16 protein-coding genes and 1 tRNA gene are annotated in these 14,915 nt (G+C 72.4%); 7 read left to right on the forward strand and 10 right to left on the reverse strand.

Annotation, left to right across the window (positions count from 1 at the left end):
• Positions 1 to 61 precede the first annotated feature (61 nt).
• The 7 genes from ACF1AG_RS09545 to ACF1AG_RS09575 form a co-directional block, all read right to left on the reverse strand.
• Positions 62 to 1,042, reverse strand: a complete 981-nt coding sequence (locus tag ACF1AG_RS09545) for a hypothetical protein (protein WP_359600006.1) — start codon at positions 1,040 to 1,042, stop codon at positions 62 to 64.
• A gap of 156 nt (positions 1,043 to 1,198) precedes the next feature.
• On the reverse strand, positions 1,199 to 2,461 hold the full coding sequence (locus tag ACF1AG_RS09550; protein WP_359600005.1) for an HD domain-containing protein: 1,263 nt from the start codon (positions 2,459 to 2,461) through the stop codon (positions 1,199 to 1,201).
• Positions 2,458 to 3,837 carry an HD domain-containing phosphohydrolase gene (locus tag ACF1AG_RS09555; protein ID WP_359600003.1) on the reverse strand — a complete coding sequence of 460 codons (1,380 nt, stop codon included), beginning with the start codon at positions 3,835 to 3,837 and terminating at the stop codon, positions 2,458 to 2,460. The genes ACF1AG_RS09550 and ACF1AG_RS09555 overlap by 4 nt, the downstream gene beginning before the upstream one ends.
• 139 nt (positions 3,838 to 3,976) lie before the next feature.
• The gene (gene rsrA, locus ACF1AG_RS09560) at positions 3,977 to 4,279 is read right to left on the reverse strand and encodes a mycothiol system anti-sigma-R factor (RefSeq protein WP_359600001.1); all 303 of its coding nucleotides are present in this window, start codon (positions 4,277 to 4,279) and stop codon (positions 3,977 to 3,979) included.
• On the reverse strand, positions 4,276 to 4,962 hold the full coding sequence (gene sigR, locus ACF1AG_RS09565; protein ID WP_359600075.1) for an RNA polymerase sigma factor SigR: 687 nt from the start codon (positions 4,960 to 4,962) through the stop codon (positions 4,276 to 4,278). The genes rsrA and sigR overlap by 4 nt, the downstream gene beginning before the upstream one ends.
• Positions 4,963 to 5,222: 260 nt before the next feature.
• A complete protein-coding gene (locus tag ACF1AG_RS09570; RefSeq protein WP_359600073.1) occupies positions 5,223 to 5,852 on the reverse strand; it encodes an alpha/beta family hydrolase in 630 nt (209 codons plus the stop codon).
• Between the two features lie 37 nt (positions 5,853 to 5,889).
• Positions 5,890 to 6,705, reverse strand: a complete 816-nt coding sequence (locus ACF1AG_RS09575; RefSeq protein ID WP_359599999.1) for an SOS response-associated peptidase — start codon at positions 6,703 to 6,705, stop codon at positions 5,890 to 5,892.
• A gap of 60 nt (positions 6,706 to 6,765) precedes the next feature.
• Between ACF1AG_RS09575 and ACF1AG_RS09580 the strand changes: the two genes are divergently transcribed.
• The 4 genes from ACF1AG_RS09580 to ACF1AG_RS09595 all read left to right on the forward strand — a co-directional run bounded on the left by ACF1AG_RS09580 (position 6,766) and on the right by ACF1AG_RS09595 (position 10,344).
• Complete coding sequence (locus ACF1AG_RS09580) at positions 6,766 to 7,488, forward strand: M50 family metallopeptidase (protein ID WP_391809680.1); 723 nt, start codon at positions 6,766 to 6,768, stop codon at positions 7,486 to 7,488.
• A gap of 86 nt (positions 7,489 to 7,574) precedes the next feature.
• Complete coding sequence (gene aroA / locus ACF1AG_RS09585) at positions 7,575 to 8,891, forward strand: 3-phosphoshikimate 1-carboxyvinyltransferase (protein WP_359749318.1); 1,317 nt, start codon at positions 7,575 to 7,577, stop codon at positions 8,889 to 8,891.
• A 9-nt stretch (positions 8,892 to 8,900) separates the two neighbouring features.
• A complete protein-coding gene (rsgA, locus tag ACF1AG_RS09590; protein WP_359599996.1) occupies positions 8,901 to 9,911 on the forward strand; it encodes a ribosome small subunit-dependent GTPase A in 1,011 nt (336 codons plus the stop codon).
• A gap of 109 nt (positions 9,912 to 10,020) precedes the next feature.
• Positions 10,021 to 10,344 carry a multidrug efflux SMR transporter gene (locus ACF1AG_RS09595; protein ID WP_359599995.1) on the forward strand — a complete coding sequence of 108 codons (324 nt, stop codon included), beginning with the start codon at positions 10,021 to 10,023 and terminating at the stop codon, positions 10,342 to 10,344.
• A 50-nt stretch (positions 10,345 to 10,394) separates the two neighbouring features.
• On the opposite strand, the gene ACF1AG_RS09600 is transcribed toward ACF1AG_RS09595, so the two are convergent.
• Positions 10,395 to 11,006, reverse strand: a complete 612-nt coding sequence (locus ACF1AG_RS09600; protein WP_359599994.1) for a TetR/AcrR family transcriptional regulator — start codon at positions 11,004 to 11,006, stop codon at positions 10,395 to 10,397.
• A gap of 127 nt (positions 11,007 to 11,133) precedes the next feature.
• Here ACF1AG_RS09600 and hisN point away from each other — a divergent pair, with 127 nt between their 5' ends.
• Positions 11,134 to 11,934: a histidinol-phosphatase gene (gene hisN, locus ACF1AG_RS09605; protein ID WP_102637337.1), complete on the forward strand. Its 801-nt coding sequence runs from the start codon at positions 11,134 to 11,136 to the stop codon at positions 11,932 to 11,934.
• 171 nt (positions 11,935 to 12,105) lie between these two features.
• Positions 12,106 to 12,507, forward strand: coding sequence for a CBS domain-containing protein (locus ACF1AG_RS09610; RefSeq protein WP_359599992.1), 402 nt, complete (start codon positions 12,106 to 12,108; stop codon positions 12,505 to 12,507).
• Between the two features lie 72 nt (positions 12,508 to 12,579).
• Here ACF1AG_RS09610 and ACF1AG_RS09615 read toward each other — a convergent pair whose 3' ends face one another.
• A complete protein-coding gene (locus ACF1AG_RS09615) occupies positions 12,580 to 14,031 on the reverse strand; it encodes a catalase (protein ID WP_359599990.1) in 1,452 nt (483 codons plus the stop codon).
• Positions 14,032 to 14,174: 143 nt separating this feature from the next.
• On the opposite strand from ACF1AG_RS09615, the gene ACF1AG_RS09620 reads away from it, so the two are divergent.
• The gene (locus tag ACF1AG_RS09620) at positions 14,175 to 14,591 is read left to right on the forward strand and encodes a Fur family transcriptional regulator (protein WP_359599988.1); all 417 of its coding nucleotides are present in this window, start codon (positions 14,175 to 14,177) and stop codon (positions 14,589 to 14,591) included.
• A gap of 138 nt (positions 14,592 to 14,729) precedes the next feature.
• On the opposite strand, the gene ACF1AG_RS09625 is transcribed toward ACF1AG_RS09620, so the two are convergent.
• A tRNA-Met gene (locus tag ACF1AG_RS09625) sits at positions 14,730 to 14,803 on the reverse strand.
• Positions 14,804 to 14,915 lie beyond the last annotated feature (112 nt).

The raw sequence follows: 14,915 nt of genomic DNA on the forward strand, positions 1-14,915 counted from the left end.
ATATGCGGCTCCGCCGCGTGGGCGCGACCAGCCACAGCCGGCCCGCACCCGACGACGGTGGCTAACAGACCTCTTCGAGATCCCGCCAGTCCCGGGAGTCCGGACTGTCGGCAACCCACCCGTCCAGCAGCCCCCGGACCAAAGACGCGGGCGCGGCGATCCCGCACTCCCTCTCCGGCACCCACAGCTGCCCGTCCGTCCGGTGCCCCAGGGGCCCGGGATGCCCCGGCTCGCTGTGATCGTGAGGGTCGAGATGCTCACCGTCACCCTCGTCCGACGGCATCCGCGACTCCGAGCACATCCGGCACAGCAGCCGCACCGACGACGACCAGTCCTCGGCCGCGAACCCGGCGTCGGAGGCGAGCTGTTCCATCGCGTCCCGGTCGGCCTCGGACGCGGCCTCCAGCAGCACCACCCAGGTGGGCACCGGCGAGGGCGCCCACAACTCGATCTCGTCGAACACCGGGTAGGTGTGCCCGGCGGCGGTGCTCCGCTCACCGTGCGGCACCCCGTCGTGCAGGACGACCTCGCCCCAGCGGCGCCCGGAGGACGGCAGGGGGATGGACAGCACCTCGATGCGGGCGGGATCGAGCCGCCGCCCCCAGACCACTTCGGCCTCCCCCTCCGGGGACAGCCGTACGGCCGCGCTGCCCAGGTCCATGCCGAGGGGCTCGCCCGAGTCGGTCGCGGGTCCCGGCACCTTGAGCCCGTACGCCTGCCAGGCGCGGCGGGCCAGCGGCCAGTCCTGGAGGGCGGTGGCGGAGATGCCCACGTTCCACCAGTCCGGCGCCCCGGTGTCGCGGTCGAGCAGGGCGACGGCGCGCAGTCCGGCCGCACGCGCCTGCTCCCAGTCGTGGCGGAACTTGTGCAGCAGCGCGAGGTTGAACCAGGACTCCGACAGCCAGGGCTCCAGATCGGCGGCCCGGGTCAGCAGCGCGCCCGCGTCCTCGTACCGGCCGTCGCCGATGAGCGTGAACGCGCGGTCGGTGGCCTGCCGCCAGGAGGCGGAGGGCCGGTGACGTCCCTTGCCGAAGATCCTCACGATTCCCGCCTGCCAGTTCCGTTCGGTGGGCCGGCCGCAGCGATCGGCACCCCCGGACACCCTCTCCTTCGCATCCAACCACGTACGGCCGCGAGGGCGCTCATTACCCATGGGTTACCCAGCTCGGCCGGGAACCAGACCGCCCTGTCCGCCCTCTCACCACGACCGGTCCACCTGCTCACGCGTCCCCTCCGTGTCCCGGGACAGAACCCTGGCCAGGGCATCGACGACCTCCGGCGCGTACTCCCCGGCGGCCTTGAGCCGCAGTTCCTCCAGCGCGGTCAGCGGCCCTCCGGGCCCTCCTTCCCTGCACTTCTCGTCGTACGCGTTCACCACCCGGACGATACGGGCGGCGAGCGGCTGCTCGGCGTGCGGGTCGGCCTGGCGTTCGACGATCCCGGCGACCCGGGGGTCCACCCCGGTCTGCCGCACCACCGCGCCGCCCAGGAGGGCGATCCGGCGCTGCTCGGCGGGCGGCAGTCCGGCGGTGGCGCCCTCGGGCACCGGGTCGACGAGGCTGAGCTGCCCGATGTCGTGCATCAGCGCCGCGTATTCCAGCACGGTCAGCTCCGGCTCCGTCAGCCCGAGGTCCCGGCCCACCGCCTGGCTGAGCGCGGCGACCCGGCGCGAGTGCCCGTGCGGGGTACAGCCGGCGATCTCGGTGGCGCGCGCCAGGGACGCGATGGTCTGCCGGTAGGTGGCGCGCACCGCCGTGTACCTCCGGTGGGACAGCTGCGCGAGCAGCAGCGGCACGGAGAACACGGGCAGCGCCCACAGCCCCACGACCGCCGCGCCCAGTGCCATCACCGCGCCGGTGGCGACGACGGCGGCGCCGATGCCGGGTACGGCCCGCAGTTCGTCGCGCAGCAGCGGCGGGAAGGGCCAGCCGGTGCGGGAGTGGGCCAGCGCGGCGGCGAGCACCGCGTCGCACAGCGCGGTCAGGGTCAGCAGGACGAGCAGCAGCAGCGCGTGTCCCGGCCCGCTGAAGTCGTCGAACGCGCCCCGGGCGTGCAGCGGGTGGAAGCACACGGCGACGAAGCCGACGGTCAGCACCCTGCGGGTCACCGGGTCCAGGGCGGGCCCGTCACCACGTCCGACGTGCGGGACGCTGCCGAGCAGCGACGCGGCGAGCACCACGGTGACGACCTGGGCGGCGCCGTGCCCGGCGGGCCGCCCCCCGACCTCGCCGAGCAGCGCGTACGCCAGCGCGCCGGCCGCGGCCACCGGCGCGGGCTCGCGGATGCCCCGGCCGCCCCGCCGGGTGAGCTCGCCGACCGCGACGAGCGTGCCGAAGACGAGGGCGGTTGAGCGGTCGTCGACGCCGTGGTACAGCGTCGTGCCCAGCGACCCGACCGCGAGGACGGCGGCGCACAGATGCACGACGGTGTGCAGCGGGACGGTGCGCGAGCGGGGCCTCACCGGCGCGCCCCGGGACGGCCGGTGACGTGTCCGGCAGGACCGGGCACGGCCGTCCGCCGCGGCTCGTCGGCGGTCACCGCGGGGTGCCAGCCGGTGCGGCCGATCGCGGTGACGAGCGCCTTCACCATCCGCGGGTCGAAGTGCGTGCCCGCGCACCGCTCGAGCTCCTCCAGCGCCACGGGCACCGGGCGCGCCCTGCTGTAGCTGCGGGTGGAGGTCATCGCGTCGAAGGCGTCGGCGACCGCGACCACCCGCGCGGACTCCGGGATCTGACCACCCGCCAGCCCGTAGGGGTAGCCGGTGCCGTCGAGGCGCTCGTGGTGGTGCAGCACGGCGGCGCGGGCCTCGCCGAGGAAGGAGATGCCGCGCACCATCTCGTGTCCGTACTCGGGGTGCAGTTCGATGACCCGCCGCTCCTCGGGGGTGAGCGGGCCGTTCTTGGTGAGCAGCCGGGTGGGCACGCCGAGCTTGCCGACGTCGTGCAGGATGCCCGCGAACCGCAGCGTCTCGACCCGCTCGTCGTCCATGCCGAGTTCGCGCGCGATCAGCATGGAGGCTCGGCCGACGCGTTCGCTGTGGCCGCGCGTGTAGCCGTCCTTGATGTCGACGGCCTGCACCAGCGCGCGGATCGTGGCCTGGTGGGCGGCGCGCTCCCGGTGGTACTGGGCGAACGCCCACCACGAGACGCCCATCGGCAGCAGCACCAGCAGCGCCGCGACCGGCCCGTAGGGGCTGCGCCACAGCAGGGCCATCATCAGTCCGGCCAGGCCGTGCACGGTGAGCGGCGCCAGGGAGCCGAGGAACAGCCGCCACCAGGCGGCCACGGGACGGCTGCGCGGAAGACCGCCGGGGGCCGGCACCAGGACGCCGCCGTCCAGCAGGGTGAGGACGAGGCAGAACGCGAGCACCGCGGCGCCCGCCGTGGTGAGGGCGCCCGGCATGTCGCAGTGCGCCACGGCGTCCCGGCCACCGGTCTTGAGGTGGACCAGGCTGGCGGCCCACACGGCGAGGAGGAGCCGGCCCGTGCGCCACAGCCGGCGTGCGAGACGCGGGCCGTGCTCGACGGGGAGAAGCAGCGCCCCGGGCAGCGCGACGAGGGCGGCGGCGGTGGGCGGCAGCAGGAAGGCCCCGGCGAGCAGCACGGGGTGGAAGGTGCCGCCGGGGTGCGGTCCCGCGACGAGGCGCGACCGGGCGAGGCGCTCGCAGCCCGCGTACAGGGCGGCGAGCAGGACGACCGGCATCCAGGGGACGCGCGGGTCGGGCAGGGACGACAGCACCCCCGGCCGGGGAACGCCCGGCAGGGGGAGCAGACAGCACAGTCCCAGCAGGGTGACGCCGACGAGATACACCCGGGCCCGCGCCGGTAACGCCTCCATGAGCCCCTCCCCCGACCGTGCCGCGCGCCTTCCGTCGCCCGTCGGCATCTGGAGCCTAGGGCGGGCGAGGGCGCCACCGCGGGCGGACCGCCCGCGGATTAGCACAATCGGGTGACGCGGCCCCGGGGGTGGGGAGGTGTCAGGACTCCTGCGGAGCGGCCGTGACGTCCCGCTCGGGCACGTCCTGGCCGGAACGGATCAGCTCGATCCGGCCCATGACCTTCGAGCGCAGGTCGCCCGGCACGTCGTCCTGCCCGCAGCACCGCTTCACGAGCTTCTTGACCGCCTGCTCCAGCCCGTACTTCTCCAGGCAGGGCGAGCACTCCTCGAAGTGGTGCTCGAACTTCTGGCAGTCGGCATCCGGCATCTCACGGTCGAGGAACTCGTAGAGATGATCGAGGATTTCGCTGCAATCCGTCTCGTGCGGCTCTCCGCAGCTCATGACCCCGAGCCTTTCGCTTCGTTCGACTCTCCGGCACCGGCCGGGACCAGTCCGCGCTCGCGCGCGTAGTCCTCGAGCATGCCGCGCAGCTGGCGACGTCCCCGGTGAAGGCGGGACATCACCGTTCCGATGGGTGTCCCCATGATGTCGGCGATCTCCTTGTAGGCAAAGCCCTCGACATCGGCGAGATAGACCGCGATGCGGAACTCCTCCGGGATCGCCTGCAGGGCTTCCTTCACGTCCGAGTCCGGCAGGTGGTCCAGCGCCTGCGACTCGGCGGAGCGCAGACCCGTGGACATGTGCGACTCGGCGCGCGCGAGCTGCCAGTCCTCGATCTCCTCGGCCGCGGAGCGCTGGGGTTCGCGCTGCTTCTTGCGGTACGAGTTGATGAAGGTGTTGGTGAGGATCCGGTACAGCCACGCCTTGAGGTTGGTGCCCTCACGGAACTGGTGGAAGGACCCGTACGCCTTGGCGTAGGTCTCCTGCACCAGGTCCTCGGCGTCGGCCGGGTTGCGCGTCATGCGCAGCGCGGCCGAGTACATCTGGTCGAGGAACTCGAGCGCGTCCCGTTCGAAGCGCGCGCTGCGCTGCGCGGTCGACTCCGCGCGCGTGTCGCCCTGGCCCTCGGGCTGCTCCGCCTGGCCGTGTTCGGTCCCTGCGTCGGTACCGGGAACCGGACCCACCTCCTCAAGTGTCGTCGTGAGACCGAGACCGGCCTCACCCGAATCGGAGGATAGACGACGATCCGGTCCGCCCGCCGCCCGAATCGGGGCGGTCTTGGCCGCGTGCAGCACCGTCCAGTCGAGGTCGGCGCGGGCACTGCGGCTCGGGCAGAACGTGGAACCCATGCGGTGGACTTCCTCTCCTACGGCGGCGGTGCCGATACGACCGGCACGTACGCACCCCACAACAGCGGAGACGGTCCACGCATTCCCGGCGCCCGTCAGGCGAGGCCCGCCGTCCACCGCACGACCGCGTCCGTGATCACCCGGAGCGCCTCCTCCTGTGTGAGGTCCGCCCGCCTGGACACGGCGAAGCCGTGGTCGGCCCCCGCCACCTCCACCAGCTCGTGGTCTCCTTCGGGGAGCTCGGCGGGTTTCCCGAAGGGGTCGTTGCCGCCCTGGACGACGAGGGTGGGGACGCCCGCGCCGAGCAACTCCCCGGCGCGCGACTTCTCCGGCTTGCCCGGCGGGTGCAGCGGAAAGCTCAGCGCGAGCACGGCGTGCGCGCCCAGTTCGGCGGCGGTGCGGCAGGCGACGCGGGCGCCGGCGCTGCGCCCGCCGGAGATCACCGGCAGTCCTGGCCTCGTCAGCGCGGGCCAGACGCCGCGCCAGCCGGTGTCCAGGGTCTTCGGCGCCGGGGCGACCTTCTTGCCGGCCACCCGCCACGGCTGCTCGACGAGGGCGACGGTCACGCCGTGCGCAGGGAGGACGGCGGCGAGCGCGGCGAGGTCGCGGGCCTCGATGCCGCCGCCCGCGCCGTGGCTGGCGGCGAGGACGAGGCGCGGCCGCACGGCGTGGTGCCAGGTGATGCGGGCGTCGCCGGCGTCCGTGGTGATCGTTTCGGTGGTCATGTCGGACTCGGGGGTCGCTCCGGACTCGGGGGTCACGTCAGAAGAGTGTGCCCTCTTCCGGGGCGGCCAGCTCTGTCAGCAGCTCCGGACCGTTGTTGCGGACGTTGCTGACGGCGGTGGTGACCGGGTAGGCGCGCATCAGGCCGGGTTCCGGCGGGGCGAGCAGCCCGCGCAGGTCCTCGGGGTCGGTGCGGGAGGGGTCGAGCCAGGCGTCCCAGCGGTCCGGGGTGAGCATCAGCGGCATCCGCGGGTGGATCTCGGCCAGGGTGTGCGGTCCCTCCGCCGGGGCCACGGCCAGCGGGCTCGTCTCCGCCTCGGTGGTGATCACCGAGCAGGTCACCCACCAGGCCCGCGGGTGGTCGTCGGGCAGGGTGCGGTCGCGCCAGAACTCGTACAGCCCGGCCATCGCGAAGACCGAGCCGTCGGCCGGGGTGACGAAGTAGGGCTGCTTGCGGGGCCGCTTCTTCTTGCCCTCGACCTCCAGGTCGCGCTCCTGCTTGCCGGTGACCCACTCGTAGTAGCCGTCGGCGGGGAGGATGCAGCGGCGGGAGGTGAAGGCACGGCGGTACGACGGCTTCTCGTGGACGGTCTCCGCGCGCGCGTTGATCATCCGTGCGCCGCCCTCGGGGGTCTTGGACCAGGAGGGCACCAGTCCCCACTTCAGCGTGCGCAGCTGCCGAACCGGGCGGGGGTCGTCCGCGTCCTTCAGAGCACGGTCGAGGACGGCGTAGACCTCCTTGGTCGGCGCCACGTTGTAGTCGGGCTCCAGGCTCTCCTGCGGCTCCCACTTCTCGATCTCGAAGATCCCGGCGAGGTCCTCGGGCCTGCGACTCGCTGCATACCGTCCGCACATACGTGCAACACTGCCAGACTCCGCACGCGCACAGGGAGCGATCCGAAACACATGACGAGCATGGTCAGCACCGCTTCCGCGTCCCTCGCCTCCCTCTGGGACGAGGTCGCGGGCACCCAGCCCGACCCCGACCTGTGGGTGGTCGTCGCGACCCTGGTGGCGGCCCTCGCCGTGGTGGTGCCGCAGGCGCCCTGGCGGGTCGCGCGAAACGCGATCACCATCGCGCACGAGGGCGGGCACGGCCTGGTGGCGCTGCTCACCGGCCGCACCCTGACGGGTATACGCCTGCACTCCGACACCAGCGGCCTGACCGTCAGCCGCGGGAAGCCGACCGGCATCGGCATGATCCTCACGGCCGCCGCCGGCTACACCGCTCCCCCGCTGCTGGGCCTGGGCGGGGCCGCGCTGCTCGGCGCCGGGCGCATAACCCTGCTGCTGTGGCTGGCCACCGCGCTGCTGCTGGCGGTGCTGGTGATGATCCGCAACGTCTACGGTGCGGTGTCGGTGCTGGTCACGGGGGGCACGTTCGTGCTGGTGTCGTGGCTCGCGGGGCCGCAGGTGCAGGCGGCGTTCGCGTACGCAGTGGTGTGGTTCCTGCTGCTGGGCGGGGTGCGCCCGGCGTTCGAGCTCCAGGCCAAGCGGCGGCACGGGGGCGCCGGGGAATCGGACGCCGACCAGCTGTCCCGGCTGACGCACGTGCCGGCGGGCCTGTGGCTGTTCCTCTTCCACGCCGTGTCGGTGTGCTCGCTGCTGGGCGGAGGGCGCTGGCTGCTGGGTCTGTGACCGGGCCGGCCGGCGGGCGACCGTGCCGTGTTCCGCCGGGCGGGCACGGAACGGCCGGGCTCCTCACCTCCTTATAAAGTGGCCCCATGGCCCCGAATCCCACGCACACCGCCCTCTGGCCCGCCCCGCACGCGAGCGGAGCCGTCGACGCGACGGTCCACGTGCCCGGGTCCAAGTCGGTCACCAACCGCGCTCTCGTCCTCGCCGCCCTCGCCTCCGAGCCGGGCTGGCTGCGCCGCCCCCTGCGCTCGCGCGACACGCTGCTGATGGCGGGCGGGCTGCGCGCGATGGGCGTGGAGATCGAGGAGGGCGTCGGTCCCGACGGTACGGGCGAGGCCTGGCGCGTGGTGCCGGCCGGTCTGCGCGGTCCGGCCGCCGTGGACGTGGGCAACGCCGGCACGGTGATGCGCTTCCTGCCCCCGGTGGCGACCCTGGCGGACGGCCCGGTGCGCTTCGACGGCGACCCGCGGTCCTACGAGCGTCCCCTGAACGGCGTCATCGACGCGCTGCGCCGGCTGGGCGCCCGGATCGACGACGACGAGCGGGGCGCGCTGCCGATGACGGTGCACGGCGGGGGCGCGCTGGACGGCGGCACGGTCGAGGTGGACGCGTCCTCGTCGTCGCAGTTCGTCAGTGCCCTGCTGCTGTCGGCGCCGCGCTTCAACCAGGGTGTGGAGGTGCGGCACACCGGCGCGACGCTGCCGTCGATGCCGCACATCCGGATGACGGTCGACATGCTCCGCGCGGTCGGCGCCCAGGTCGACACCCCCGAGTCGGGCGGCGAGCCGAACGTCTGGCGGGTCACCCCGGGCGCCCTGCTCGGCCGGGACCTGACGATCGAGCCGGACCTGTCCAACGCGCAGCCGTTCCTCGCGGCCGCGCTGATCACCGGCGGCAAGGTGGTGATCCCCGACTGGCCCGCGCGCACCACCCAGCCCGGCGACCGGCTGCGGGAGATCTTCACCGAGATGGGCGGCTCCTGCGAGCTGACCGAGTACGGGCTGGTCCTCACCGGCTCCGGCGCGGTGCACGGCATCGACGTGGACCTCGGCGAGGTGGGCGAGCTGACGCCCGGAATCGCGGCGGTCGCGGCCCTCGCGGACTCCCCGTCCACCCTGCGGGGCGTGGCCCACCTGCGGCTGCACGAGACGGACCGGCTGGCCGCGCTCACCAAGGAGATCAACGAGCTGGGCGGCGACGTCACCGAGACGGCCGACGGCCTGCACATCCGCCCGCGCCGGCTGCACGGCGGGGTCTTCCACACCTACGAGGACCACCGCATGGCCACCGCCGGTGCGATCATCGGCCTGGCGGTCGAGGGTGTGCAGATCGAGAACGTGGCGACCACGGCCAAGACCCTGCCGGACTTCCCCGAGCTGTGGACCGGGATGCTCGGGGCGTAGGGGTTCACGATGCGCCGCTACGGCAAGCACACCGACGAGGACGACATCCGCTCCCGCCCCAACCGCAAGGGCAACCGGCCGCGGACCCACATCAGGCCCAAGCACGAGGACGCCGCCGAGGGCCTGGTGCTCACGGTCGACCGGGGCCGGCTGACCTGCCTCGTCGAGGACCGGGTCATCACCGCGATGAAGGCCCGTGAACTCGGCCGGAAGGCAGCGGTGGTGGGCGACCGGGTCGCCATCGTGGGCGACCTGTCCGGCAAGAAGGACACCCTCGCCAGGATCGTGCGGATCGAGGAGCGCTCGTCGGTGCTGCGCCGTACCGCCGACGACGACGATCCCTACGAGCGGGTGGTCGTCGCCAACGCCGACCAGCTCGCCGTGGTCACCGCCCTCGCCGACCCGGAGCCCCGGCCGCGTCTGATCGACCGCTGTCTGGTCGCCGCCTACGACGGCGGCCTGGAGCCGCTGCTCGTGCTGACCAAGTCCGACCTGGCCCCGCCCGACAAGCTGCTGGAGCTGTACGGCGACCTGGACATCCCGTACGTCGTCACCAGCCGCGCGGAGCTGGGGAGCGGCGAGGCCGTGGAGCGGGTGCGGGAGCAGCTCGACGGCCGGATCACCGCCTTCGTGGGCCACTCCGGCGTCGGCAAGACGACCCTCGTCAACGCGCTGGTGCCGGAGGAGCGGCGGCGCACCACCGGTCACGTCAACGCGGTCACCGGGCGCGGCCGGCACACCACGACGTCCGCGCTGGCACTGCCGCTCGCGGGCGCCGACGGCTGGGTGATCGACACACCGGGCGTGCGGTCGTTCGGGCTGGCGCACGTCGACCCGTCGCGGGTCATCCTCGCCTTCCCCGACCTGGAGCCGGGCACGGAGGGCTGTCCGCGCGCGTGCAGTCACGACGAGCCGGACTGCGCCCTGGACGACTGGGTGGCGGAGGGCCACGCGGACCCGGCGCGGCTGTACTCGCTGCGGCGGCTGCTCGCTGCGCGGGAGCGCACCGACGGAGACTGAGGCGCGTCGTGTTTGCCCCGCGGTGTCGCCGGTAAGTGCATAATCGCACCGAGCCGGACACGAACCAGACGAAGCGGTCACTGTACGCGGGGATAGCGGGAGGACACACATGGCGTGGCTGCTGGTCATCGTCGCCGGGCTGCTCGAGACCGGTTTCGCCGTGTGCCTGAAGCTGTCGCACGGGTTCACCCGGCTGTGGCCGACCGTCGCCTTCTGCGCGTTCGCCCTGGGCAGCTTCGGACTGCTCACCATGGCGCTGAAGAAGCTGGACGTGGGACCGGCGTACGCGGTGTGGACGGGCATCGGGGCGGCGGGTACGGCCATCTACGGGATGGTGTTCCTCGGGGACCTGGTGTCCACCCTGAAGATCATCTCGATCACCTTCGTGATCGTCGGGGTGATCGGGCTCCAGCTCTCGGGCTCGGCGCACTGAGCGGTTCCCCTGTGCAGTGGACCCGATGAACCCGATGAACCCGTCCCTCGCTACGGCACCGGCTGACGGTGCAGCGCGCCCCGGACCAGCTCGGCCACGCCGTCGTCGGACGGGGGTGCGACGACGCAGGACACGGCGAGTCTGATCACCAGCTCGCAGGACCGGGCGAGGTCGGCGGTGTCGACGCGCGCGTGCCCCGGGCCGGCGAGCACGGCGACGGCCCGGTCCCTGACCAGGTGCACGAGGTCGGACGGCGAGGGCAGCGGCCCGTCGGCGCGGCGCTGCGCGGGCACCGGTGATCCGGACGTCACGGCCGTGAGGCCGGGCGCGGGCAGGCGCTCGCTCCAGCAGCCGGTCAGCATGGCCCGTACCAGGGCGTTCTCGCGGGCGCTCAGCGTGGTCCACTCCGCGGTCGCGGTGAGGCGGTCCCGGGGGTCGGCGTGCGCGGTCAGGGCCCGGTCGACGCCGGCCAGGTAGCCGTCGGCCTCCCGGCGGACCAGGGCTCGCGCGAGACCGTCCTTGCTGCCGAACTCGTTGTAGAGGGTCTGGCGGGAGACCCCCGCCGCAGCGGCGACGTCAACCATCCGCACGCCGGACCACGGACTGCGGGCCAGAGCGGTGTACGCGGCGTCCAGGAGTGATTCCCGCGCTGCAGGCATCATCGCCTCCCTCGGGGCGAGCGGCCGAGACCCTGCGGTTCAGATTTGACGGGGTGTCGAGGGCTGTCAAGGGGGCGCGGAACCGGCCCCCGGTGGCCCCGGACCGATCTCGGCCGATACCGTTCGTTGCATGCCCGACTACCTCGACGACCTGCGTCTCGCCCATGTCCTCGCGGACGCCGCCGACGCCGCGACCATGGACCGGTTCAAGGCTCTCGACCTCAAGGTGGAGACCAAACCCGACATGACGCCGGTGAGCGAGGCGGACAAGGGCGCCGAGGAGCTGATCCGCGGTCACCTCCAGCGCGCCCGCCCGCGCGACGCCGTGCTGGGCGAGGAGTACGGCGTGGAGGGCACCGGCCCGCGCCGTTGGGTGATCGACCCGATCGACGGAACCAAGAACTACGTGCGCGGCGTGCCCGTGTGGGCCACGCTGATCGCGCTGATGGAAGCCGGCGAGGGCGGCTTCCAGCCGGTCGTCGGCGTGGTGTCCGCGCCCGCGCTCGGCCGCCGTTGGTGGGCGGCGAAGGGCCACGGCGCCTACGCAGGGCGCAGCCTCTCCTCGGCCACCCGGCTCCAGGTCTCCCGCGTCTCGCGGATCTCCGACGCCTCCTTCGCCTACTCCTCGCTCACCGGCTGGGAGGAGCAGGGGCGGCTGGACGGCTTCCTGGACCTCACCCGCGAGGTGTGGCGCACGCGCGCGTACGGCGACTTCTGGCCGTACATGATGGTCGCCGAGGGCTCGGTGGACATCTGCGCGGAGCCGGAGCTGTCGCTGTGGGACATGGCGGCCACGGCGATCGTGGTGACGGAGGCCGGCGGCACCTTCACCGGCCTCGACGGCCGCCCGGGCCCGCACAGCGGCAACGCCGCCGCGTCGAACGGCCTGCTGCACGACGAGTTGCTGGGGTATCTCAACCAGCGGTACTGAACCGGCCGAGGTCGCGTCGCGCGCCCCCGGGCGGCCGCGTGCGCCCTCTTGTTGACCCCCGCTTTGCCTGCCACTCTGGGAGTCCCCCCACTTGTGAACTTGTGAAAGCGCGAACGAGCGGGCGTCCAAGCCCGTGACCTCGCGTTTTCCGGTAGGAGGTGGCTCCATCCAATGCTCGTCCGTGACGCAATGAGCACCGTGGTCCTCACCATCGGCCCCGCCCACACGCTCCGCCAGGCCGCCGCCCTGATGTCCGCGCGCCGGGTGGGCGCGGCCGTGGTCCTCGACCCCGACGGCACCGGGATCGGCATCCTCACCGAACGGGACGTCCTCAACTCCGTGGGGCTGGGGCAGGATCCGGACGCGGAGCGCGCCCACGCCCACACCACCACCGACGTCGTCTTCGCCACCCCCTCCTGGACCGTCGAGGAGGCGGCGGCCGCCATGGCCCACGGGGGCTTCCGGCATCTGATCGTGCTCGACCGGGACGAGCCCGCGGGCATCGTGTCGGTCCGCGACATCATCCGCCTCTGGGCGCCCTCACGGGTGCCTGCCCCGCAGGTGCCCGCCTGACGGACACGAGGACGGGCCGGACCCCCGTGAGGGGATCCGGCCCGTCGACCGGCAAACGGTCCAGCGCTGGGATCAGCCGCGCAGGGCCTGCACCGCGGCCTCCAGCCGCTTGCCGAAGTCCTCGTCGGCCTGGCGGAAGTTGTTGATCGCGCGCTCGGCGATGTCGTCGCGCGTCACGCCCGAGATGGCGTTCGCCAGGTTCTTCACCAGGCGCTCCTTCTCGTCCTCCGTCATCAGCCGGTAGAGGTTGCCCGCCTGGACGAAGTCGTTGTCCTCGGCGTGGACGGGCGTGACCGACTCGCCGGTGACCCCGGTGACCGGGACGCCCTGCCACAGCGGGCGGTCCGTCTGGAAGGGGCCGCCGAAGCTGTTCGGCTCGTAGTTCTTCGCACCCTTGTGGCGGCCGTCGTACAGGTAGCCGTCACGGGAGTGGGTCCGCGCCTCGGTGGCGTGCGGGCGGTTCACCGGCAGGTGGTCGGCGTTGATGCCGACGCGGTAGCGGTGGGCGTCGCCGTACGCGAAGAGACGGCCCTGGAGCATCTTGTCCGGGGAGGGACCGATGCCCGGCACGAAGTGGGCGGGGCTGAAGATCGACTGCTCGACCTCGGCGAAGATGTTCTCCGGGTTGCGGTTGAGCTCCAGCTTGCCGAACTCGATCAGCGGGTAGTCCGCGTGCGGCCAGACCTTGGTCAGGTCGAACGGGTTGAAGCGGTAGGTGGCCGCCTCGGCCGCCGGCATGACCTGGACGTAGACGGTCCAGGACGGGTACTCACCGCGCTCGATGGCCTCGCGCAGGTCACGCTGGTGCGAGTCGGGGTCCTTGCCCGCGAGGACCTCGGCCTCCTCGGCGGTCAGGTTCTTGATGCCCTGGTCCGTCTTGAAGTGGTACTTGACCCAGAAGACCTCGCCGGCCTCGTTGGTCCACTGGTAGGTGTGGGAGCCGAAGCCGTCCATGTGGCGGTAGGACGCCGGGATGCCGCGGTCGCCGAACAGCCAGGTCACCTGGTGGGTCGACTCGGGCGACAGACCCCAGAAGTCGAAGACGTTGTCCGCCTCCTGCGAGCCCGTGTACGGGTCGCGCTTCTGGGTGTGGATGAAGTCGGGGAACTTGATGGCGTCCCGGATGAAGAACACCGGGGTGTTGTTGCCGACGAGGTCGTAGTTGCCCTCCTCGGTGTAGAACTTCAGCGCGAAACCGCGCGGGTCGCGCACCGCGTCGGCAGCGCCCAGGTTGCCCGCGACGGTGGAGAAGCGCAGGAAGACCTCGGTCTCCTTGCCGATCTCGGACAGGAACTTCGCCCGGGTGTACTTCGTGACGTCGGCGGTCACCTTGAAGGTGCCGTACGCGCCGGCGCCGCGGGCGTGGACCACGCGCTCCGGGATGCGCTCACGGTTGAAGTGCGCCAGCTTCTCGAGCAGGAGCTGGTCCTGGACGAGGACCGGGCCGCCGACGCCCGCGGTCTCGCTGTTCTGGTTGTCGGCGACCGGGGCTCCGGCCTCCGTCGTAAGCGGTCCCTGCGTCACGTGCGCCTCCTGCGTCATCACTGCAACTTGTGCCTTGGCTAAAGCCGAGCTCGATCCTACAATGGACATTGTCTAAGTCAAGTAAAGCTCCAAAGTCACACCCGTTCGGGATCCGACTCCCCCCTGCTGTTAGGCTGGTTCCTATGAGTGACCTTCTGGAACGACTTCGCGGACGCGGCTGGCGGATGACCGCGCAGCGCCGTGTGGTGGCCGAGGTCCTCGACGGCGAACACGTCCACCTGACGGCCGACGAGGTGCACGCCAGAGCTGTCGCCAAGCTGCCCGAGATCTCCCGGGCGACCGTCTACAACACCCTGGGCGAGCTGGTCTCGCTCGGCGAGGTGCTGGAGGTCGCGACGGACAAGCGGGCCAAGCGCTACGACCCGAACGCGCACCGTCCGCACCACCACCTGGTGTGCGCACAGTGCGGGGCGATCCGCGACGTCCACCCGACCGGCAACCCGCTGGCCGACCTGCCCGACACGGAGCGGTTCGGTTTCACGGTGTCCGACGTCGAGGTGACGTACCGCGGCGTGTGCCCCAACTGCGCGTCGGCCTGACCGGCACCCAGGGCTCGTACGAAGCCCCGGCCACTTCCGAGTGTCCGGGGCTCTTCGTCATGCCCGGACGCGGAACGCGCCTTCCACAGCAACGGCCGAGGGCCGGAACCCTTTCGGATTCCGGCCCTCGGCCATCAGTAGCGGGGACAGGATTTGAACCTGCGACCTCTGGGTTATGAGCCCAGCGAGCTACCGAGCTGCTCCACCCCGCGGCGATGTCTTAAAGCTACGTCAAGGTGCCCGACAGAAGCAAATCCATTACCTGGCGGCGGTACCCACATGGCCGCGGGGCCTGGGGCCAAGGGGTCTCGGGAGCCGAGCCCC

Source organism: Streptomyces sp. NPDC014764, assembly GCF_043082785.1.
Classification (GTDB): Bacteria; Actinomycetota; Actinomycetes; order Streptomycetales; family Streptomycetaceae; genus Streptomyces; species Streptomyces althioticus.

Excerpts from the sequence above, each read along its gene's own strand:
- ACF1AG_RS09555 (WP_359600003.1), bottom strand. The coding sequence starts at position 3,837 with ATGGAGGCGTTACCGGCGCGGGCCCGGGTGTATCTCGTCGGCGTCACC.
- rsrA (WP_359600001.1), bottom strand. The coding sequence starts at position 4,279 with ATGAGCTGCGGAGAGCCGCACGAGACGGATTGCAGCGAAATCCTCGAT.
- ACF1AG_RS09570 (WP_359600073.1), bottom strand. The coding sequence starts at position 5,852 with ATGACCACCGAAACGATCACCACGGACGCCGGCGACGCCCGCATCACC.
- ACF1AG_RS09575 (WP_359599999.1), bottom strand. The coding sequence starts at position 6,705 with ATGTGCGGACGGTATGCAGCGAGTCGCAGGCCCGAGGACCTCGCCGGG.
- ACF1AG_RS09580 (WP_391809680.1), top strand. The coding sequence starts at position 6,766 with ATGGTCAGCACCGCTTCCGCGTCCCTCGCCTCCCTCTGGGACGAGGTC.
- aroA (WP_359749318.1), top strand. The coding sequence starts at position 7,575 with ATGGCCCCGAATCCCACGCACACCGCCCTCTGGCCCGCCCCGCACGCG.
- rsgA (WP_359599996.1), top strand. The coding sequence starts at position 8,901 with ATGCGCCGCTACGGCAAGCACACCGACGAGGACGACATCCGCTCCCGC.
- ACF1AG_RS09595 (WP_359599995.1), top strand. The coding sequence starts at position 10,021 with ATGGCGTGGCTGCTGGTCATCGTCGCCGGGCTGCTCGAGACCGGTTTC.
- ACF1AG_RS09600 (WP_359599994.1), bottom strand. The coding sequence starts at position 11,006 with ATGATGCCTGCAGCGCGGGAATCACTCCTGGACGCCGCGTACACCGCT.
- hisN (WP_102637337.1), top strand. The coding sequence starts at position 11,134 with ATGCCCGACTACCTCGACGACCTGCGTCTCGCCCATGTCCTCGCGGAC.
- ACF1AG_RS09610 (WP_359599992.1), top strand. The coding sequence starts at position 12,106 with ATGCTCGTCCGTGACGCAATGAGCACCGTGGTCCTCACCATCGGCCCC.
- ACF1AG_RS09620 (WP_359599988.1), top strand. The coding sequence starts at position 14,175 with ATGAGTGACCTTCTGGAACGACTTCGCGGACGCGGCTGGCGGATGACC.